This is a genomic window from Tessaracoccus defluvii, assembly GCF_014489575.1.
GTDB classification, from domain to species: domain Bacteria; phylum Actinomycetota; class Actinomycetes; order Propionibacteriales; family Propionibacteriaceae; genus Arachnia; species Arachnia defluvii.
Genome location: NZ_CP060789.1, coordinates 1,769,571 through 1,789,379 on the forward strand (window position 1 = coordinate 1,769,571; position 19,809 = coordinate 1,789,379).

A 19,809-nucleotide genomic window follows, 5' to 3' on the forward strand; every position below is an offset into this window, starting at 1 on the left:
GCGGATCAGTCGTCGGTGCCCACGAGCCGCAGGTGCCCACCTCGGCCCCGCTCCTGCAGGTCGGCGGGCGGTGTCGGTGCCGTCGCCGTCGGCTGCGGGTCGTCGTAGCGCAGGCCGATGGCGCGCACCGCGTCCGCCAGCGCCATCAGGTCGTCGGACGGGGGCACCGCGGAGTCCGGTCTGCCGTCGAGGGGAAGCTTGAGGACCTGCCACCCCTGGGGCACGCTCGTGCGCTCGGCATGGCGGAGGCACAGGTCGTAGGCGCCAGGCTCCGGCTCGATCGACAGCGGCCCCAGCACGGCGGTGGAATCGACGTACACGAACGTCAGCGTCGCCACCGCGGGTGCTCGGCAGGCGGTCCGGGAACAGGTACGCACCAGCGCAACCTAGCCGACCCTTCACTAGAGTTGCGGCATGCCACGCTCACGAGACCGACATGGCCGCGGGATCCGCGGGCCACTGGCTGCGCCCAATCCCCTGTCGGGGCGCCCGGTGCCACTGCAACGCCCCAGCCGGGTCGACTTCTTCAACAGCTGCGTCACCGAGGCGATGGCGCTCATCGGCGTTGCAGCCCCGGACGCCCTCACCGGCGTCGTGGTCGGCGTCGAGGAGGTCCCGAACCTGAACGTCGCCTGGTCGGGTGAACGGGTGCCGCTGTCCGCCGCCCTGGAACCGACGCGGGGCCGTCGGGCGCAGATCGTGATCTTCGAGAGGCCGCTGGAGCTGCGGGCGACATCGCGCGGCGAGCTGCGTCGGCTGGTCCACCAGACCATCGTCGAGCAGCTCAGCGCGCTGACGGGGCGCAGCATCGCCGAGCTCGGCGGCGAGGAGGGGTGGGACGACTGACGCTGCGCGTCAGCGCAGCCCAGGATCCAGCTGCACGGTGCCCGGGTCCTGCGGCTCCACCTCGTTGCGTGCCAGCGGCACCACGATGCCGGTGGCCGGCACGGCGACGGCAGCGACGATGTCCCTGTCCGCCACGACCGCGACAAGCACCGACTCCCCCTCTGGCACAGCCACTGCCGTCGTGGCTCCGGCCGGCGCCGTGACCTCGATGGCCGGGGCGTCGGCGAAGACGACCTGCACCGCCGCCGGCGCGGCCTGCGGGTTGGACAGCAGCAGCGAGCCGGAACCGGGCGTGGCGACGCCCAGCCTGGCGGACGGTTCCCGCGCCGTCAGCGTGGCGGGCGCGCCGGAGCCCGTGCGGGTCAGCACTGCTGCGCCGATGGGCGCGTCGGCGTGCACCAGGATCGTGGTGGCCTCCCCCGACAGTGCCCCGGTCAGGTCGACGGCGACGGTGGACATGGCGGGCAGCGAGATGTCGCTGGCGCCTGCCGGCACGTAGCGTCCGCCCGTGCCGAGCGCCTCGACGGAGACCTCCAGCCGGTTCTCGGTCGGGTTCGTCAGCAGGAGGCGCGCCGCGTCGGCGGCCGCCGGCACCGCGGGGATCACATGGTCGGTGGCGGTGTCCGCGGCCACCGCGACGGTCGCGGGGCGCCCCTCGACGTTCACCAGGGTCGCGGCTACCCGCCCCTGGCTGGCGGTGACGAGGACGCCGACGGGCCCGGCAGGGGCCAGCACGGAGAGGGCCACCTTCCGCGTCACGCCCGGTGCGATCGCGATGCCCCTGGCTCCGACGGGCGTCAGTTCACCCTCGGGCCCGAGCAGCGTCAGGTCGACGGCCGCTTCCCCGGTGTCGCTGTTGATGAGGCTCAGCTCGGTGGTCGCCGGGTCGGCGACCAGCAGCACGGCCTCGGTGGCCGGGGAGGCACAGGCGGCATAGGTCTGCGGGGTGCCCGACCCGACGACGCCGGCAACAAGGGGCGCCTCGCCGCGCAGCTGGACCGGCGCCTCGGCCTGGAACGATCCCGTCGCGCGCGCCGTCACCGGGGCGCCGCCGATGGCGGCGTGCGTGAGGTCCCCCTCGCCGACGCTGAGGACCGTTCCTGCGGTGGGGCAGACCTGCTCCGTGGTGCGGGGCAGGTCGACGGCCGCGGCCGGTGGACGGCGGAGCGGCGTGATGAAGGTCAGCCCGAAGGCCGCCCCGACCACGACGGCGAGCGAGACGAAGCTCATGATGATGCGGCGCATTAGTTCGCCCCTCTCCTGGCTCCACCGGCACCGCCGAGGCTCGGCGCAGCCAGCACGATGAGGCCCAGCCCGATCAGCAGATGCCAGCCGAAGCGCCAGTCGTGCGTCACAGGCTCCAACTCCAGCTCTCCGCCGTCGGCACCGAGGGTGAACCCGATCAGTTGCAGGTCGTATTCGGCGCTCGGGGGCCGGACGTCACGTCGAGCGTCCGGCCGTCGACGCTGGCGGTCCACGACGCACCTGGTTCCTCCGCCAGCCAGAGCGTCCTGTCCGCGGCCCCGTCGGGGACCACGTTGTCGACGATCGGCAGGTAGGAGCCGTCGACGCCGACGAGGAACGCCCGGGCGGGGCTGTCCGTGACGGTCCAGACGGTGGCGGCCCCGCCGGTGGGGGCGCTCAGCAGGCCCTCGAGGTTGTCGACGGTGGAGCGCTGCTGGGGTTCGAAGCCGCGCAGCCACAGGTGGGAGACGCCGAGGAGTCGCAGCCGCTCCGCCAGATCGGCGGGCGGCGCATCGGTCGCGAGTGAGGTGGCGATGCCGCTGAACTGTTCGGAGAAGCCGCCGGCCGGATCGGTCTCGCCGGAGCCCCACTGCGGTCGACGGGAGTCCACGATGTTCCAGGAGACGGTGCCGTCGGAGCCGAGATCGACGAGCAGCACCCGCGAGTCCCGCTCGGAGACGACCACGTCACGGACGTATCCGGGCAGTTCGCTCGTGCGCGATTCCACGGGACCCGCGAAGCCGACGACGGCCCAGGATCCGATCGCGACGGCCGCGGCGGCGCCCAGCGCGATCTGCGCCCACCGGGTGCCGGCGGGGCGGCGCCCGGCCTGCCAGGCGACAGGGGCCAGCATGGCGGCCAGCGCCAGCAGCGCCCACGGCGACAGCAGGGGACGGGCCACCCCGCCGTCGAGGCCGACGGTGAGCCGGGACAGGACGGTGCCGAGCAGCAGCGGGCCGGCCACGAGGGAGACGGCGACCCACATCCGCCACCCGTGCAGCCTGCCGATGGCGACCGCGGCCACCACTCCGATGATCGCGAAGAAGGCCACGTTCGCCCACAGCGGCAGCCCGGAGGGCAGGATGCGGCCGATCAGCAGCGCGTAGGAGGCGGGCGGAATCTCGGGCCAGGCCAACGGGTCGACGCCGGTGAGGAGCCGACCGGGGTGGCGGGCCAGCGTCGGCAGCCAGGGCGCCAGGAAGGCCCAGGCGGGGAGCAGCGCGACGAGGACCTCCGCCACGCGGCCGCGGTGACGCAGCAGCGCCCAGCCGCCGAGCAGCGTGGCGAAGAGGAGCGCGGCGGGCCAGACGGCGCTGGCGATGGTGAGCCAGAGCGCGGCACCGGCCGGGAGACGGAGCCGCTCCGCCCGGTCGCATCCGAGCTCGCGATCCGGATCACGGAGCGCGCCAGCAGCGGCCCGACGACGGCGAGGGTCATGCCGGTCACATCGCCGGCCGTCACGAGACCCAGGAGGATCACCCCTCCACCCCAGCAGGCACTGATGACGGCGGCGGGCACGCCCGGGACGTCGAGGAGCCGCATCAGCGACAGCACCGCCCCCGCGGCCAGCAGAGGCGTCGTCAGCAGCGCGAGGAATGCGAACCAGCCGGGGAACCCGAGCCCGGCCAGGGAGGCGATCGAGGCGAACCCCAGCCAGGGGGCGTCGCCCGTGAGATAGGCGTTCCAGGCCGCGCCGAAGCTCCCGGGTGCGGGCAGCAGGCCCCCGCCGGAGACGGGGCCAAGGCCCAACAGGGTGCGTCCCGCCACGAGTGCGGCTACGATCAGCACGCCGAAGAGGATGGCGGGCGCCGGCACGCGGCGCCGCTCGGTGACGCCGCCGGCGAAGTCGTCACCGGTCAGCTCGTCGATGGAGGCGGCGGGCGGGGAGTCGGCGAGGTCGCGGTAGCGCTCAGCGACACCGCCGCCGAACCTGTCGAGGGCGTGCCGGAGCGGCCACAGCCGCTGCGGCAGGAGCTCCGGCGGGGTCACGTCCTCCTCGGGGATGCGTGCGCGCAGCGCGTCCAGCAACGCCGGATCCGCCCCGTAGCGGCGCAGGGCCCGCAGCTCGGCGGCGGCATGGCCGGGGCTCTTGGCGATGAGGAAGCCGGCGGCGCGCAGGACGGAGGCGACGCCCAGCGTGCCGCGCCGTGCACCGCGGGCCGCGGCGATCCGCAGCGCGGCCACCCGGTCCGCGACATGGGGGTGTTCGTCGTGGGGGCGCAGCCCGGTGCGACCCGCCTCGAGGTGGTTGAGGGCCGCCTCAGGCCAGGTCAGGACCCGGTAGCCGTGTCCGTTGACCCGCCAGCCGAACTCGACGCCGTCGCGGTGACGAGGCAGCTCCGGCGCCAGCCCGCCGACCTCCCGCCACACCTCTCCGCGGATCAGCAGCCCGGCCGTGGAGGCGCCGAGCACCTCGGTCGACTCCAGCTGGCCCTGGTCGATGTCGCCGACCTCGACCAGCGGAACCCGCAGCCCCCCGCCCGTGATGGTCTGTCCGGCCTCGGCCAGCGTCTCCGGGTAGTTGCGTCGCTTGGGCTGGAGGAGCTTCGGGACGACGACGTCGGCGCGGCGGGCCCCCTCGAGTAACTCCCCCAGCGCTCCCTGGTGGGGGGCGGAGTCGTCGTGCAGCAGCCAGAGCCATTCCGGTTCGGTGTCGGTCAGGGCCAGTTCCACCGCAGCGCCGAAGGCGACCCGTTCCCCGGCTTCCACGACGCGGGTCAGCACGCCGTCCTCGTGGGCGGCCTGCAGCAGCGCGAGGGAGTCGTCGGTGGAGGCGGCATCGACGGCGATGATGGTTCCGGGGCGCGGGTCGAGTCGCTCGAGCGCGTGCAGTTGCCTCGGCAACCATTCCGCGGCGTCGGTGACGACCATCACTGCGGTCACGTCGGAGGGTGGCACAGCGGGGACGTCGAATACCGAGTCCTCCTGGTCGATCCACGACCAGAGGTCGTCGAGGGCCCCGTGCTGCGGTTCTTCGGTCACTGGTCCTCCAGTCGGTCCAGACAGGGCTCCGACACTACCAGCGCGGTCAGCCGACCGCCTTTTTCAGCTTGCGGCGTTCACGCTCGGACAGCCCGCCCCAGATGCCGAAGCGCTCGTCGTGGGCCAGTGCGTACTCGAGGCACTCATCGCGGACGGTGCAGCCCTGGCAGACGCGCTTGGCGTCGCGGGTGGAGCCGCCCTTCTCGGGGAAGAAGGCCTCGGGATCGGTCTGGGCGCAGAGTGCTTCCGCCTGCCAGGCGAATGCGCCGTCGTCAGCTAAAAGCTGCCACGCGTCGTCCATGCTCGACCCCTCCCTTCTGGCTGAATTACACACGAGTGGTTTTGATCGGTCAAGTGGATAGGCAGTATTGCGCAGATCAGCGACGGGGAGGCCGGATCAGGGTGCCGTGGGGATCGTCCTCGTCGGCGCGGGGCCACGGCGTGGTCGCCGTCCTCCACTGACCGTGGGACGCGGGCTGCGGCGCCGCGACCGGGGTCGATGGGGAGACGGCGGGGCCCGGCGACGCTGACTGCGGAGGCTCGACCACCCCGATCAGTTCGTGCCCCGGATAGCGCGCCGGCTCCGGCTGCGCCGTGGCCAGGTCACGGTTGCGCTGCACCCTGACCAGGGCCCAGGCGACCAGCGCGAGCCCGACGAGACACCCGGCGACGGCGCTGACGACGTCGGCCATGTCCCCGGCCCACCGGGCGCGGGTGAGCAGCACGGCGCCCCCGATCCGGACGGCCAGCGCGGCAACCGCGGCGAAGAGGGCCGCGATCCTGGCCACCCGCCCGCCATGGGAAGCGACGACGACGGCCAGGGTGGGCCCGAGCAGCGCAGCGGGCTGGGCCAGCGCCAGCGCGCTCCGTGGGCCGTAGCCGGTGACGACGCCGGCGACTGCGGCCGCCGTCTCGGCTATGCCCGCGACGATCAGCACGCCGACGATCGCCCCGGTGGCGACGTCGACGCTGCGGGACGTGGTCATCGCCTGCTCCCTCCGCCGGTCAGGCAAATTCTGCCCCAACCCGGGTTCGCACGAGCTCGACCAGCTCCTTCACCCGCTCCGTCTCCCCCAGCCCGGCGACCAGCGTCGCCGTGCCCGTGGCGACGACGAGCGTGTCGCGGAGGCCGAGCGTGGCAACGAGATGGGCGGGGCCTGCGGTGTTGACGACGATGCAGCCGGACGAGCCCAGCGTGACGGTGCGGCCGTCGACGCGGTTGCCGTTCTCGTCGGTGGACAGGAGGTCGGCCAGCGACAGGTAGCCGCCGACGTCGCGCCAGTCGATGGCCAGCGGCACGCTGACGACCCGGGCACCGGTCGCCCCCTGCGAGACGGGCTCCATGACGGCGTAGTCGACGGAGATCTTCTGCAGGGTCGGGAACAGCTCATCGAGGCGCTCGGGTTCCGCGACGATCTGCCGGACGGTGTCGGCGGTGCGGGGCAGGAGCTCGTCGAGCTGGCCGAGCAGAGTCTCCGCCCGCCACACGAACATGCCGGCGTTCCACCAGTATTCGCCGCTGGCGACGTACCGTTCGGCCACCTCGGCGCTGGGCTTCTCCTTGAACTCGGCGACGGCGTGCACGCCGGGGAACCCGGGCAGTTCGTCGGCCTTGTGCAGGTAGCCGTAGCCGGTGTGCGGCGAGGTCGGCACGACGCCCAGCGTGACCAGGGCGTCGTCGTGTGCCTCGGCGACGGTGAACGCGACGTCGAGCGAGCGGGCGAACTCGTCGACGGGCGTGATCACCTGGTCGGCGGTGACCATGGCCACGACGGCGTCAGGGTCGCGCCGGGCGACCTCGGCGGCCGACCAGGCCACCGCGTTGAGCGAGTCACGGCCCTCCGGTTCGCCCAGGATGTTGCCGGCGGCCAGCTCCGGGAGCTGGGCCGCGACGTCATCCGCGTGGACCCGGCCGGTGCAGACGAGGATCCGGTCGTCGGGCACCAGCGAGCTGACGCGCTCGTAGGCGAGCCGCAGCAGCGACTTCCCATCGACGATCTCCAGCAGTTGCTTCGGCCGCCCCTGACGCGACAGCGGCCACAGGCGGGTGCCGGCTCCGCCGGCCATGATCACGACAAATCGCATGGAGGCACGGTACCGGAGCGGTGAGGGCCGTTCGCCTCAGGCCCCGGCGGACTGCTCCTCGTCGTCGGCCTCGACCACGGTCTCGTCGACGTCGTCCTGCTTCTCTTCCTCGACCGGCGCCTCGGGCTCCGGCTCGACGGCGGCCAGCACGGCCCCGCCGCCGAGGGTCGCCAGCATCTGGCGGACGTTGGCGAGCTGGGCGGTGATGGAGTCGCGCCGCTGAGTGACAGCGGCGAGCTCACGATCGGAGTCGCGGCGGATCCGCTCGGCCTTGGTGCGGGCCTCAGCCACCAGGTCCTCGGCCTCCCGCTTGGCGGCGGCACGCACGGCCTCGGCCTGGCTGCCGGCGTCGGCGACCAGTCGGAGCGCCTCGTTCTCCGAGGCGCGCAGGTTCTCCTCCGCGGCGGCCAGCTGGGCCTCGCGCTGCGACATGACGACCTCGAAATCGGCGGCGGCTGCGTCGCGCCGCTCCCCCAGGGTCCGCTCGAAGTCGGCGGCGGCCTGCGCGGCGCGGGCCTGCTGCGACTCGTAGACCGCCTCACCCTCCTCGCGGCGGGCGTTGGCCTCGGCGACGGCGTGGTCGACGAGCTCTCCTGCGCGGCGCTCGGCACCGGCGAGCCGCGCCTCGGCGTCGGCCTCGGCGGCGCTGCGGGTGTCGATGGCGTAGCGGTCGGCGTCGGCGGCGACGACCTGCGCCTTGCGGGTGGCCTCTTCGGTCATGCGGGCGACGTCCTCGGCGGCCTTCCGCTTCAGGTCAGCCGCCTCGTCCTCGGCCAACGTCAGGATCTGCCCGACCCGTTCGCCGAGATCGACGAACGACGGGCGGGTGGCCATGCTCTTGGCACGTGCGGCCTCCTCTGCCCGGGCCGTCACCTCCGCCAGTCGTGCCTCGAGCTCGGCGGCGCGCTGCTGCGCCTCCTTGTACTGGACGGTGAGTTCGCCGAGCTCGTTGCGCCCTGATTCGAGGGCCTGCTGGAGCGTCTCCAGCTCGGCGTCGACCTGGGCGGGCTCGTAGCCGCGGAGCACGGTGCGGAAGGTGGGGCTCATCTAGTTTTCCTCATCCTGGGTGCTGGGTCCGGTGACGGCGAGCGCTTCGATGACGCCGGACAGGTTGTTGAGTTGGGAGGTGATGTCGTCGCGCCGACGGGCAAGACCCTCGACCTCGGCCCGCGCCGCATCGAGCATCTCCTGTGCCTGGCTGCGCAGCGCCGCCGAGTCCTCCCGCGCGCTGGACAGCAGCGCGACTGCCTCTTCGCGGGTCGAGCGGGCTCGCTCGTAGGCGGCACGTTGGGTCCGGTCGAGTTCATCGGCCATCGACGCCCGCACCATCGCGGCGGTGGACTCCGCGTTGGCGATGCGCGCCTCGGCCCGCTCAGTGATGGCTGCCGCCTCGCGTTCCGCGCGTGTGATCAGGTCGGCGGCAGCGGCCTCGGCCGCCTCGCGGGTGCGCTGTCCGTGCTGGTTCGCCGCGACGAGTTCCGCGTCGGCTCGGGCCCGGACGTCGGCGGCGTCGAGTTCCGCGGCCCGGAGGCGGCGGCGGGCGACGTCGACCGTGCGGCTGACGGTATCGCTCAGCTTTGACCTGGCGTCTCTGGCCCGCGCCGCTAGCCCCAGATGCGCCTCACGCCGTTGCCTCGCGATATCGGCCCGCGTGCCGTCGACGAGTCCCGCGACGGTGCCACGGGCCCATTCGAGCTGGGCTGCGGCGTCAGCGAGTTGCTCCTGGGCGTCACGGTGGGCCTCGGCCAGGAGACGTTCGGCATCACGGGCGGCCGCGGCGCGAAGCTCCTCGGCCTCGACGCCAGCTGCCTCGACGTCACGGGCAGCTGCGGCACGCTGCTGCTCCACCTCGGCCGTGGCCGTGGCCGTGAGCGCGCCACGTTCAGCCGCGGCCGTCTCGGCCTCCTCCCGCAGCGCCTCGTCGTGGGCGGACCGCTCGGCGGCAAGCTCGGAGTCGTGCACAGCGCGGGCGACGTCAGCCTCGGTGCGCTGCAGCTCGGCCCGCGCCGTCGCATCGTCGATCAGGCGGGCGGCGGCGGCCTCCGCAGCCTGCGTCTCCGACTCCGCAGCACGCCGCGCCTCCTGCGTGAGGGCCGCGGCCTCGGCGCGCGCCTCCGCGATGAGTTCGTCGGCCATCGTCTGGGCACGCTCGGCGAGGGCGCCGGACGCGCCCGTCGCCTCAGTCAGGATGCGCTGGGCGTCCGCTTCGGCCTCGGCCAGACGGTGTCGGACGAACTGGAGTTCGCCTGCGGCTTCGTCCCTGGCCCGCTCCATCGCGAGCCGCTCCTGCCGGAGCTGTTCGACCTCCGACTCGGCCTCAGCACGGAGCCGTTCGGCCAGCCGCTGCGCCTGCACAAGGACCTGGGTAGCAGCGGCCGCTCCGGTGGGCTGTTGCTGATCCTCGGGCACCTGCATGCCCCCATCTTGGCATGAGTGGGCGAGCGCTCCCACCTGGGGTGTGTCGGTCTCAGCCGCGGTCTTCGGACCGCACTCCGACCAGGAATCCGAGCCCCCAGGCGATGTGCATGGTTGCGAGCACCGCGGGCAGACGCAGCCGCGCTGCGGGGCTGAGTCCGGTCATGGTGGCGGTGGCCACGCCCTGGAACAGCAGGTAGGTGAGCGGGACGATGAACAGCCCGGTCAGGAGGCGGTTGCGCAGCACGAGACCCACGATTCCGCCCACGATCCCGGCTCCCATGGCCGAGACGGCGACCGGGGGCGCCAGGTAGCGGAGGGAGAGTGTCTCCGGGTGTCGTCTGGCAACCTCGCGGCGCCACTGCCCGGTCCGGTAGAACTGCCGGGCAAGCGCCCCGAAGGAGTCCCGCGGCCGGTACGCGACGCGCAGGGCCGGGGAGAAGTAGACGAGGTGGCCGGCGGTGCGGAGCCGGTAGTTGAGCTCCCAGTCCTGCGCCCGCTGTAGCGTCTCGTCGAAGCCGCCCACGTCAGCTAGGGCGGAACGCCGGAAGACGCCCAGGAAGACGGTGTCGGCTGGTCCGGCGGGTGTGTCGGCCAGGTGGAACCCGCCGCCGCCGAGGCCGAAGCGGGAGTTGTACGCCGCCGCGATCGCTTCCGAGAGCGGCCCGGTGCCCCGGGCGTCCATGAGACCGCCGACGTTGCCTGCCCCTGTCTCCTCGAGGAGGCGCACCGCGGTGGCGATGTAGTCGCGGCTGAGTTCCCCATGGCCGTCGACCCTCACGATGATGTCATGGGCGGCGCGCGCGATGGCGAGGTTGAGCCCCACGGGGGTGTGCCCGGCGGGGTTGTCGACGACGACGATCCGGGGGTCCGCGGCGGCGAGTTCTGCTGCGATGTCGGCGGTGCGGTCCTCGCTGGGTGCAACGGCGAGCACCACCTCGAGGTCTCCGGGGTAGTGCTGGTCGATCACCCGCTCCACGGCGGCGCGCAGATGACGCTCCTCGTTGCGGATCGGCATGACCACGCTGACACTGGGCTGCACGGGACCTCCTTGCGATGCGCGGCTCACTCTAGTGACTAGCCGCTGACGGAGCACACGGCCCCGAGGTCTCCGGTCTGCGTCGGCTGTTCGTCCGTGTCGGCGGTGGGGCTGGGCTCGACGGACGCGGACCCGCCACCCGTCGGAGCCGGGGTGCTCGCGGTCTGGCTCGGCGCCGGCGACGTCGTCCCGGGGTCCACGCTGCCACCGGCGGAGGGGGCGGGGCTCGGGGTCTTCGCCGTCTGCTCCTCCAGCGCGTCGGACTCCTCGATCCGCTGCCGGACCGTCTCTCGGATCAGACCGAAGTCCGGCTCGGCGGCCACGATCAGGGGCGGCGCGAAGTTGACGGCCGCGATCGGCAGGTCCTTCGTCTTGAGCGCGAGTTCCGCGAGCGTGGCGATCTCGCCACGGCCGACGTCGGTGCTGAGGATGTTGGCCCCCGTCTCCGAGAGGTCGACGAAGCGGGTGGCGACGGTGAACGGGTCCAGCTGCGCCACCATCGCCGACATCACGCACTTCTGCCGCAGCATCCGTTCGTAGTCGCTGCTCTCGGCTCGCGACCTGGCGAACCAGAGGGCGTGGTAGCCGTCGAGCAGCACGTTCTCGCCGGGTTCGATGTAGCCGGAGATCTTCGACCCGACACCGCCGATGGGGATCGGCTTGCCGATGTCGAGCCGGATGCCGCCCATGGCGTCGATGAGGCTGGAGAAGCCGGCCATGTCGACCATGGCGTAGTAGTTCAGTTCGAGGCCGAGGGTCTCTCCGACGGCCTCTTTCATGGCCTCGAGGCCGGCGTCCTTGCCGGGGTACAGGTCAGCGTGTTCCGAGCCGAGCGTGTAGACGCCGTTGAGCATGCAGGCGCCGTCCTCGCAGACGAAACCGTCCGGGTACAGCTCGCGCAGCGGCGACGACTCCGGGAAGCGGACGCGCTGCAGATTGCGCGGGAGCCCGAAAAGGATCGCGCGCCCGGACTCGGCGTCGATCGAGGCGACGTTGATGGAGTCGGGGCGCAGCCCCTCCCTGCCTGCGCCGGCGTCGGCGCCCAGCAGCAGGACGTTGTAGCGCCCGGCCTTGACCTCCGAGTCGCCCCCGCCGCTGAACACCTCGCCGACGTTGCCCGCGCCCACCAGCGCGGTGGACGCCACCGAGGTGACCCCGCCTGCGAGGAGCGCCATCACCAGCACCGAGACGGTCAGGAGCAGTCGCGGCCGCCGCGGCAGGCGCAGGGGGCGGGCCAGCCGCCACGAGTCGAGGAGGAGCAGCACCCAGGCGCCGAACAGGATCCACAGGCCGATCCGCAGCAGCAGCGCGACTGCCGGCGTCAGCAGGAATCCGAGGGTCGGCCCGCGGAGGATCAGGAGGCCGAGCCCGATGAGCAGCACCAGCACCAGGGCGCTGCCGAAGATCCGGGTCGCCCAGCGACCGATGGCCCGGTTACCGGCGAAGGACTGGACGGAGCCCGGCAGCAGCGCCGACATGACGACGAAGCCGACTGCCCGGCGCGAACGGACGGCGTTCGCCTCGGCGAGCGGGGCTTGAGTCACGGGGGCTCCTTTCACGGCAGGTGCCAGTCTCACGCAGGCGCGGGGCGCCTTCAGCCACGCCACGCCGGAAAGACCCGGTTCGGGACACCTCGGTACGCTGAACGGGCGAGGAGGTGTCATGACCCACCCAGATGACATGGACTGGCTCTACCGCAGGGGCCAGGAGCCGGAGCCGGAACCGGAGCACACCGCGATCCTGCGTCCGGCCGACGCCGCCGCACTGGACCGCCCCTACCGGGGCCGGAAGACCGGACCTGCAGGCGGCCCTCCGCACCAACCGCCGGCCCCGCAGCAGCCGGTCTCGTTCCAGCCGCCGCCCGCGCCTCCGCCCCCGGCGAAGCGCACCCGTCGCCGTCGCCGTCCGGTGATGCGCGTGATCGGCACGCTCTTCCTGGTGTGGGTTCTCTTCCTGGTCGGCGCACCCGCGTTCGCCTGGTTCTCCGGCACCAGGGTGGATGCCGCCTCGGCGGGCGAGCGCCCCGCCGACCAGCCCGGCACGACCGTGCTGCTGGTCGGATCCGACTCGCGGGAGGATCTGACGGACGAGGAGAGGGCCCTGCTGGGCACCGGCTCCACCGAGGGTCGACGCACCGACACGATGATGCTGCTCCACATGCCGACGGTGGGCGATCCGGTGCTCCTGTCCCTCCCCCGTGATTCGCTGGTCGAGATCCCCGGCCGCAAACGCAACAAGCTCAATGCCGCCTTCGCCTTCGGAGGCGCTCCCCTGCTGGTGGAGACCATCGAGCACAACACCGGCGTCCGGCTCGACGGCTACCTCGAGGTCGGCTTCGCAGGAGTGGTCGACGTCGTCGACGCCGTCGGCGGCATCGAGGTGTGCCCGAAGTTCGACTTCGACGACAAAGACGCGCACCTGTCCATGAAGGCCGGATGCCAACAGGTCGACGGGGTCACGGCGCTGGGGTACGTCCGCATGCGCAAGTCGGACAAGACCGGCGACATCGGCCGCATGGGCCGGCAGCGGGAGGTCATCGGCGCGATCGGCCGCGAGGTCGTCTCCCCCATGACGCTGCTGAATCCGGTCCGGTACTGGAACGTCAACCAGGCGGCAGCCCGCTCCCTCGCCCGCGGCGAGGACACCGGCATCGTGGAGGTGGCCCAGGTCGGCGTCGGCTTCCTCAGCGTCATGACCGGCCGCGGCATCTCGCTGATGGTGCCGGTCTCGGATGCCGATGCCCGCACCGACGTCGGTTCGGTCATGATCTGGGACGAGCAGGCCGCAGGCGGGGTGTTCGCGGCGCTCGCTGCCGGCGACACGACGTCGCTGGAGAAGTACCGCAAGTGACGCGCGGCAGGTCCCTGAGGAGGTTGTGCCCTTCGACAAGCTCAGGATCCGGAACGAGGGCTCCTCAGGGAGCGCCTGAGCCTGTCGAAGGACGAAGGACAGCTCAGTATGTGTCGGTGGGTGCCGAGTCCTTGTTGGGGCGCAGATACAAGGTGGAGTCCATGGTCCAGCCCCGAACGGGTTGCTGATCCGGCGGAGCATGACGCGGCGGCGGAACAGGATCCGGAATATGCGGCTCGATCTCCCAGCCATATCTCGCTTTGAACACCAACCCGTCGGGCCGGTTCGGATTCCCCTCGATCGTGAACTCACCCCGGTGATGTTCCCGATGATGATGCGTACACAACGAGATCAACTCATCGATATCGGTGGCCCCGCCTTTGCTCCAGTGGCGCTTGTGGTGATTCTCGAGGAACCGGGTGACGGGGCAGCCGGGGTACCGGCAGCCACCGTCACGATCCTCGACGAGTTTGCGGGTGCGGTCGGGGACGATCCTCATGGATCGTCCTACCGACACCGGTGACGCGTTCTTCAGCCAGACGGGTCGGATGGTGCCGTCGCAGGTGATCCGCTCCACCAGATGTCCGGGGAGAGCGCCCTGCTTGTTGATCCAGCCCTTGCCATCGGCTTCGAGGTGGACCAGGACCTTGTAATGCTGCCGGCGTGACCCCGATTCAACCGTGGACAGTGAGCGGGACGCGACCTCGAGGATCGCATCAGCGAACGTGGCCTCGGCGTGACCGGCGGTGAACAGGGCGTCTTTCGCTTCGCGGAGGGCTTGTTCGACCAGGGCTCCTTCGAGGGCGTCGGCTTCGTAGCGCAGCTGGAACCGGCCCCCCAGCGTGCCCATCTGCAGCGTAGGCCCCTCATCCCCAGACGGGCCGGGCCTCGGCGTTTCGTACTCGTCAGGCGGTTCCTCGAAGCCGTACTTCGGCAACGCCCGACGCAGCTGCTGCACCGTGGCATGCTCAACAAACACGGAGACCGCGTCGCTGTATTCAGCGGGAACATTCCGGGCGACCACGGTCATCTGGTCCAGACTCACGGTCCCGGCGGCCATCTTCTCCTCCAGCACGGGGAACTCGCCGCGGCGGCGGGCGATCGCGACAATGTCACGGGCCCGCGCCGGAGACGTCGCGCACATGACGCTGAGCCAGTGTTCGGGGGATTGGATGCCGTTCTCGGCCCAGGTGAAAGTGTCGAGAACTTCTGCGGTCAGGGCGATGAGTTCGTTGTTCAGCTGGGCCAACTGCCCGGCGATCACACCCGCACGCTCCGCTGCTTCTTCCCAGCGGAGCAGGGTGTTGGTGTGGTCGGACAAACTCATAACTAATTGTACATCCGAGCGATTACGAGTTCAAGAGTTTGCAGTCTGTTTTCTGCGGGTGTCTGGCGCCCCACCCTTCACGAATCTCTCCTGGCCCCCGCTCCACCTACACTAGACAGGCTCAGTCCAGGTACGAGGAGACGACAGTGAGTCAGACGCCCCCAATTCCGGATGGCAGCAGGGGTCACAGCCCCCGCAGCAGCCATGGTCCCCGAACGGCGGCCCCGGTCAGCCGCCGTCCCAGCCCGGCTACCCGGCACAGGGTCAGCAGAACTTCGGTCCCCAGGGCCAGCCCGGCTACCCCTCGCAGGGTCAGCAGAACTTCGGTCCCCAGGGCCAGCCCGGCTACCCCTCGCAGGGTCAGCAGAACTTCGGTCCCCAGGGCCAGCCCGGCTACGGCCCCCAGGGCCAGCCCGGCTACCCCTCGCAGGGTCAGCAGAACTTCGGCTCCCAGGGCCAGCCCGGCTACGGCCCCCAGAGCCAGCCCCCGAAGAAGAAGTCGAAGGTTCCGGCGATCATCGCCGGCGTCCTGGCACTGGCGCTGATCGCCGGCGGTGTGGTCTTCGGGCTCTCGTTCTTCCGCGGCTCCTCCGTCGCCGCCGCCAAGGCGCTTCCGGGCGACCTCGCCCTCGTGGTCGAGGTCAACCTCAACCCCGCCGTGGCCGACCAGCTCGCCCTCAAGGCCATCGTCGAGAAGTTCCCCGAGGGGAACCTCGATGAAGCCGGCACGGACTACAAGAAGGCCCTCTACACGCTGGTGGCACAGTCCGATCCCGACGCCCCCGACTACGACACCGAGATCGGGCCGTGGCTCGGGGACTCGATGGCGTCCGGCGTCCACAGCCTGGCTGAGGCCGAGTCCGGCGACCGGATGCTGCTGGCGATCGAGACGAAGGACGAGGGCAAGGCCGAGGACTTCGCCAAGAAGCATCTGAGCGACATGAACGTGTTCTTCGTGGAGAACGTCATGGTCGTCGCGGACGACGACGCCCTCAGCGCCGATTCGGTGAAGTCGGGCTCCATCGCCGACAACGCCACCTACCAGGCCGACATGGCAGAGCTCGGCGGCTCCTCGCTCGCCACCGTCTGGTTCGCTCCCGGGCTCCTCACAGAGGCGATGGCCGAGGCCGGGGCCACCTCAGGCGTGGAGACCTCGCAGTTCGACGGGTTGCGCGACGCGTATGGCGCCCTGGGTCTCCAGGTTGCCGACGACATGCTGACGCTTCGCACGGCGATTCAGGCCCCGTCAGCCCCCACCACGACGGGCAGCGTGTCCGACCTGGTCGGTGGCCTGCCCGGCGACTCCGTGGCTGTCGCAGGCTCCGTCACCAGCGACGACACCTTCAGCCAGCTCTGGACCATGCTCGAGGGACAGTACGGCATGGTCGACTCGCTGACCGAGCTGGGCATCAACGGCGCCGACGACCTCGCCGCCCTGGTCGGCACCCAGGCCGCATTCTCGTTCAACTACCCGGACGACCAGCCGGTCATCGGAGCGGTACTCCGCAGCGACGACCCGGCCAAGCAGAAGGAGATCTTCGACGGGCTGGGCGACCTCTTCTCCCAGGTCCCCGAGCCGACCATCGCCTTCGGGCAGGAAGGTGACACCGGCTACATTGCCGTCGGCCAGGAGATCGCAGATCTGAAGGCCCCGGCGACGAAGATCGGTGACGTCGACTCGTTCAAGCGGGTCGTCGAGGGTGAGGCCGGGAGCATCCTGTTCGTCAACGTCAACGCCGCGCTCGCTCTGCCGACCGTCTCGAGCATGCTGGACGGCGGCGCCCCCGACACACGCGCCTGGCTCGAGCCGGTGTCGTCGATCGGCGTCGTCAGCACCATCAAGGGCGACTATGCCCACGCCGTGGTGCGCGTGACCTTCAACTGACGACCAGTACGCGAAGCGGGGGCCGGGTGGACATCCACCCGGCCCCCGTTGTCGTTGCGCCTCAGCCGCGCGCGGCGGAACGGACCGCCTCGCCCTTCGCGTAGGCGGAATCACGCAGGGACTCCTGGAAGTCCAGCATCCGCTCCAGCAGCGCGTCGTCGGATGCGGCGAGGATCCGCACCGCCAGCAGCCCAGCGTTGCGGGCGTTGCCGATCGCGACGGTGGCCACGGGCACGCCCGACGGCATCTGCACGATCGACAGCAGCGAGTCCATGCCGTCGAGGTGCTTCAGCGGCACCGGGACCCCGATCACGGGCAGCGGCGTCAGCGCGGCGAGCATGCCGGGCAGGTGGGCCGCTCCCCGGCTCCGGCGATGATGACCCTGATGCCCCGCTCGTGGGCCGATCGGCCGTAGCTGACCATGTCCTCGGGCATGCGGTGCGCGGAGACCACGTCCGCCTCGTAGGGCACGCCGAACTCCTCCAGCGCCGTGGCGGCCGCACCCATGGTGGGCCAGTCGGAGTCGGATCCCATCAGGATCGCGACGCGTGCGTCACTCATCGGTTTCTCCCATCAGGTAGCGGGCGGAGTGCCGGGCGCGGCGCCGCACGTTGTCGAGGTCGGTGCCGCAGACCGTGACATGACCGACCTTGCGGCCGGGACGCACGTCCTTGCCGTACAGGTGGACGCGGGCGTCGCGGTCGCGGGCGAAGACGTGCAGGAGCGCGCCGGTCAGATCCGGCTCCGTGCCGCCGAGCACGTTGTGCATCACGACGACGTCGTCGCGGAGATCGGGTGAGCCGAGCGGCAGGTCGAGGACGGCGCGGATGTGGTTGTCGAACTGGCTGGTGCGGGCACCGTCCATGGTCCAGTGGCCGGTGTTGTGCGGACGCATGGCCAGCTCGTTGACGACGATGCGTCCGTCGCGGGCCTCCATGAGCTCGACGGCGAGCACCCCGACCACGCCCAGTTCGGTGGCCACCTTCAGCGCGAGTTCCTGCAGCCCCGTGGCCACCTCGGCCGGGAGCCCCGGCGCAGGGGTGACGGTCTCGACGCAGATGCCGTCCTCCTGGACGGTCTCGCTGACCGGGTAGGCGACGAGCTGACCGGACGCCGAGCGGACGACGATCGCGGACAGCTCGCGGCTGAAGTCGATGAACTCCTCCGCGACGATGACGACGGGCTCCCCCGCCGAGGTTTCCGCGAGCCCGTCGAACGGGACGCCCGCCTCGTCGGGGCCGTCCAGTTTCCAGACGCCCTTGCCGTCGTAGCCGCCGCGGGAGGTCTTGGCGATGATGGGCCAGCCCTGCCGGTCGCCGAACGCCCGCAGCGCGGCCGCGTCACCGCAGACCTCGAAGGCGGGGCAGGGCACGCCGAGCTCCGTCATCCTGGCCCGCATGGCTGCCTTGTCCTGCGCGAAGACCAGCGCCTCGGGGCCGGGTCGCACCGCCACCCGCTCCTGGAGGACGGCGAGGTGCCGGGTGGGAACGTGCTCGTGATCGAACGTGAGGACGTCGGCGCCGTCCACGAACGTCAGGAGCGTGTCGAGATCGTGGTAGTCACCGACGGTCGTGTCGGGCACGACCTGCGCGGCGGACACCCCCTCGGCCTCCGCGAGCAGGCGCACATCGATCCCCAGGGAGATCGCGGCCTGCTGCATCATGCGGGCGAGCTGCCCGCCTCCGGCGATGGCAACGCTGTAGCGGCGAGTCACCCGGGCAGCCTACCAACCGGAGGCCGCCGGGCTGGGCGATGCGTCAGTCGTCGGACTCGTCGTGGACGGAGAACAGCAGCTCGGTGATGGCGACGTGTACGCGCTCGATGTTCGGCACGTCCGGCAGCGTCAGCGGCTGGCCGGCCGCCGTCTCCAGGATCAGCGTCCCGCAGCCGAGCATCCTGTCGGTCAGCGAGCGCTCGTAGTTGACGTTGTTGATGCGGCGCAGCGGCAGATCGTGGCCCACCTTGTTGATGATGCCTTTGCGTGTGATGACCCGCCGGTCGGTGACCGTGTAGGTCGAGGTCAGCCAGCGCAGGAACGGCGCGAGCACCAGCCACAGGAACAGGATCACCGCCAGGCCGACTGCAACCCAGGTACCCCAGGGCTGCGCGCTGGCGGGCAGCAGCGCGAGCGTCAGCCCGACTGCCGCTCCGAGGAGGATCAGGACGAACGCGGGTACGAAGAGCACCTTGACATGCGTGCGCACCGTGAACTGGATGTTCTCGTCCCGGCCGAGTTGGTCCTTGCTGATCACCATGGCGACCAGTGTGGCACGCCTCGTGTCCCAGCGGGCCGGTGCTCAGTCCAGTCGTGCGTGGACGACGTCGCCGACGGCGAACGCCCGCACCCCTGCGTCGGTGCGGACGAGCAGGCGACCGTACTCGTCGACACCGTCGCCGACCCCGGTGACACGGTGCCCCTCGTCGACCTGGATGCTGAGCGGCGCCCCGATCGAGGCACAGACAGCCGTGTACTCGGCGCGCAGGGCACCCCGTTCGCTCCATTCGCCATAGAGGACGGCGAACCGGTTGAGGACGGCCGCGACGAGCTGGTCGACCGGCGCGACGATGCCCTCCATGGCCAGCGACGTCGCCGTGGGCACGGGGAGGTCGTCGGCCGCGAGCGAGAGATTGATGCCGAGCCCGACGACCGCGAGGGCGCCGTCGGCCCGTTCGATCCGCTCCGACAGGATTCCGCACACCTTCCGGCTGCGGATCAGCACGTCGTTGGGCCACTTCAGCCGCACCGACGCGTCGGACGGTGCGAACTCGGCGACGGCGCCGGCGACAGCCATGCCCGCCAGCAGCGACAGCCACCCCCACTGGGGAAAGAGCGGCTCCGGCCGCACCAGCAGGGAGAGCGAGACGGAGGCCCCCGGCGGGCTGACCCAGGTCCGGTCGAGGCGGCCGCGTCCGGCCGTCTGTTCGGCCGCGATCCGCACGAGCCCCGGTGGGCCGCCTGCCCGGGCGCGGGCGGCGAGGTCCGCGTTGGTCGAACCCGTCGCCGCTACGACCTCCACCGTCGGCAGAAGGTCAGAACAGGTCAACAGGCTGCGAATCGTGTCAGCGTCGGGCATCTCGGGCACGGCGCAATGCTAGTGATACTCTCCTTCGGGCTGACCTGCGCGGGTAGGGTGA

The 19,809-nt window shown here is 71.4% G+C and carries 17 protein-coding genes and 1 pseudogene; 3 read left to right on the forward strand and 15 right to left on the reverse strand.

All coding sequences use genetic code 11. The features are described 5' to 3' along the window. Window positions 1-5 precede the first annotated feature (5 nt). Window positions 6-377: a DUF3499 domain-containing protein gene (locus tag H9L22_RS08540; RefSeq protein WP_226966228.1), complete on the reverse strand. Its 372-nt coding sequence runs from the start codon at window positions 375-377 to the stop codon at window positions 6-8. Between the two features lie 115 nt (window positions 378-492). Between H9L22_RS08540 and H9L22_RS08545 the strand changes: the two genes are divergently transcribed. Continuing rightward, window positions 493-846, forward strand: a complete 354-nt coding sequence (locus H9L22_RS08545) for a metallopeptidase family protein (protein WP_226966229.1) — start codon at window positions 493-495, stop codon at window positions 844-846. Between the two features lie 9 nt (window positions 847-855). Here H9L22_RS08545 and H9L22_RS08550 read toward each other — a convergent pair whose 3' ends face one another. The 9 genes from H9L22_RS08550 to H9L22_RS08590 all read right to left on the reverse strand — a co-directional run bounded on the left by H9L22_RS08550 (window position 856) and on the right by H9L22_RS08590 (window position 12,156). Then, window positions 856-2,091, reverse strand: coding sequence for a DUF5719 family protein (locus H9L22_RS08550; RefSeq protein ID WP_187722358.1), 1,236 nt, complete (start codon window positions 2,089-2,091; stop codon window positions 856-858). Between the two features lie 1,092 nt (window positions 2,092-3,183). Next, window positions 3,184-5,073, reverse strand: coding sequence for a glycosyltransferase family 2 protein (locus tag H9L22_RS08555; protein WP_187722359.1), 1,890 nt, complete (start codon window positions 5,071-5,073; stop codon window positions 3,184-3,186). A gap of 46 nt (window positions 5,074-5,119) precedes the next feature. Then, window positions 5,120-5,374, reverse strand: a complete 255-nt coding sequence (locus tag H9L22_RS08560) for a WhiB family transcriptional regulator (RefSeq protein ID WP_187722360.1) — start codon at window positions 5,372-5,374, stop codon at window positions 5,120-5,122. Window positions 5,375-5,450: 76 nt separating this feature from the next. Next, window positions 5,451-6,059 (reverse strand): hypothetical protein, encoded by a 609-nt coding sequence (locus H9L22_RS08565; protein WP_187722361.1) that lies wholly within the window; start codon window positions 6,057-6,059, stop codon window positions 5,451-5,453. Between the two features lie 19 nt (window positions 6,060-6,078). Continuing rightward, the gene (locus H9L22_RS08570; protein WP_187722362.1) at window positions 6,079-7,158 is read right to left on the reverse strand and encodes a mannose-1-phosphate guanylyltransferase; all 1,080 of its coding nucleotides are present in this window, start codon (window positions 7,156-7,158) and stop codon (window positions 6,079-6,081) included. A 36-nt stretch (window positions 7,159-7,194) separates the two neighbouring features. After that, complete coding sequence (locus tag H9L22_RS08575; protein WP_187722363.1) at window positions 7,195-8,205, reverse strand: coiled-coil domain-containing protein; 1,011 nt, start codon at window positions 8,203-8,205, stop codon at window positions 7,195-7,197. Next, complete coding sequence (locus H9L22_RS08580; RefSeq protein ID WP_187722364.1) at window positions 8,206-9,573, reverse strand: coiled-coil domain-containing protein; 1,368 nt, start codon at window positions 9,571-9,573, stop codon at window positions 8,206-8,208. A 52-nt stretch (window positions 9,574-9,625) separates the two neighbouring features. Continuing rightward, window positions 9,626-10,615 carry a glycosyltransferase family 2 protein gene (locus tag H9L22_RS08585; RefSeq protein ID WP_226966230.1) on the reverse strand — a complete coding sequence of 330 codons (990 nt, stop codon included), beginning with the start codon at window positions 10,613-10,615 and terminating at the stop codon, window positions 9,626-9,628. Between the two features lie 35 nt (window positions 10,616-10,650). Next, on the reverse strand, window positions 10,651-12,156 hold the full coding sequence (locus tag H9L22_RS08590; protein ID WP_187722365.1) for an LCP family protein: 1,506 nt from the start codon (window positions 12,154-12,156) through the stop codon (window positions 10,651-10,653). Between the two features lie 118 nt (window positions 12,157-12,274). Between H9L22_RS08590 and H9L22_RS08595 the strand changes: the two genes are divergently transcribed. Next, the gene (locus H9L22_RS08595) at window positions 12,275-13,462 is read left to right on the forward strand and encodes an LCP family protein (protein ID WP_187722366.1); all 1,188 of its coding nucleotides are present in this window, start codon (window positions 12,275-12,277) and stop codon (window positions 13,460-13,462) included. Window positions 13,463-13,565: 103 nt separating this feature from the next. On the opposite strand, the gene H9L22_RS08600 is transcribed toward H9L22_RS08595, so the two are convergent. Then, a complete protein-coding gene (locus H9L22_RS08600; protein ID WP_187722367.1) occupies window positions 13,566-14,789 on the reverse strand; it encodes an HNH endonuclease signature motif containing protein in 1,224 nt (407 codons plus the stop codon). A gap of 529 nt (window positions 14,790-15,318) precedes the next feature. On the opposite strand from H9L22_RS08600, the gene H9L22_RS08605 reads away from it, so the two are divergent. Further along, window positions 15,319-16,674 carry a DUF3352 domain-containing protein gene (locus tag H9L22_RS08605; RefSeq protein ID WP_226966297.1) on the forward strand — a complete coding sequence of 452 codons (1,356 nt, stop codon included), beginning with the start codon at window positions 15,319-15,321 and terminating at the stop codon, window positions 16,672-16,674. Window positions 16,675-16,735: 61 nt separating this feature from the next. Here H9L22_RS08605 and purE read toward each other — a convergent pair. From purE to H9L22_RS08625, 4 genes and pseudogenes are all read right to left on the reverse strand, one after another. After that, window positions 16,736-17,235 (reverse strand): annotated as a pseudogene (gene purE / locus H9L22_RS08610) (5-(carboxyamino)imidazole ribonucleotide mutase). Then, window positions 17,228-18,388 carry a 5-(carboxyamino)imidazole ribonucleotide synthase gene (locus tag H9L22_RS08615; protein ID WP_187722369.1) on the reverse strand — a complete coding sequence of 387 codons (1,161 nt, stop codon included), beginning with the start codon at window positions 18,386-18,388 and terminating at the stop codon, window positions 17,228-17,230. The pseudogene purE and the gene H9L22_RS08615 overlap by 8 nt, the downstream one beginning before the upstream one ends. Window positions 18,389-18,431: 43 nt before the next feature. Beyond that, complete coding sequence (locus H9L22_RS08620; protein ID WP_187722370.1) at window positions 18,432-18,929, reverse strand: PH domain-containing protein; 498 nt, start codon at window positions 18,927-18,929, stop codon at window positions 18,432-18,434. A gap of 42 nt (window positions 18,930-18,971) precedes the next feature. Further along, entirely contained in the window at window positions 18,972-19,748 is a 777-nt protein-coding gene (locus H9L22_RS08625; RefSeq protein WP_226966298.1) for a biotin--[acetyl-CoA-carboxylase] ligase, read from the reverse strand. Window positions 19,749-19,809: the final 61 nt, after the last annotated feature.

Bases quoted from the DNA above. Each gene is read 5' to 3' on its own strand.
- H9L22_RS08565 (WP_187722361.1), bottom strand. From the start codon at position 6,059: ATGACCACGTCCCGCAGCGTCGACGTCGCCACCGGGGCGATCGTCGGC.
- H9L22_RS08575 (WP_187722363.1), bottom strand. From the start codon at position 8,205: ATGAGCCCCACCTTCCGCACCGTGCTCCGCGGCTACGAGCCCGCCCAG.
- H9L22_RS08570 (WP_187722362.1), bottom strand. From the start codon at position 7,158: ATGCGATTTGTCGTGATCATGGCCGGCGGAGCCGGCACCCGCCTGTGG.
- H9L22_RS08620 (WP_187722370.1), bottom strand. From the start codon at position 18,929: ATGGTGATCAGCAAGGACCAACTCGGCCGGGACGAGAACATCCAGTTC.
- H9L22_RS08595 (WP_187722366.1), top strand. From the start codon at position 12,275: ATGACCCACCCAGATGACATGGACTGGCTCTACCGCAGGGGCCAGGAG.
- H9L22_RS08625 (WP_226966298.1), bottom strand. From the start codon at position 19,748: ATGCCCGACGCTGACACGATTCGCAGCCTGTTGACCTGTTCTGACCTT.
- H9L22_RS08550 (WP_187722358.1), bottom strand. From the start codon at position 2,091: ATGCGCCGCATCATCATGAGCTTCGTCTCGCTCGCCGTCGTGGTCGGG.
- H9L22_RS08580 (WP_187722364.1), bottom strand. From the start codon at position 9,573: ATGCAGGTGCCCGAGGATCAGCAACAGCCCACCGGAGCGGCCGCTGCT.
- H9L22_RS08560 (WP_187722360.1), bottom strand. From the start codon at position 5,374: ATGGACGACGCGTGGCAGCTTTTAGCTGACGACGGCGCATTCGCCTGG.
- H9L22_RS08600 (WP_187722367.1), bottom strand. From the start codon at position 14,789: ATGAGTTTGTCCGACCACACCAACACCCTGCTCCGCTGGGAAGAAGCA.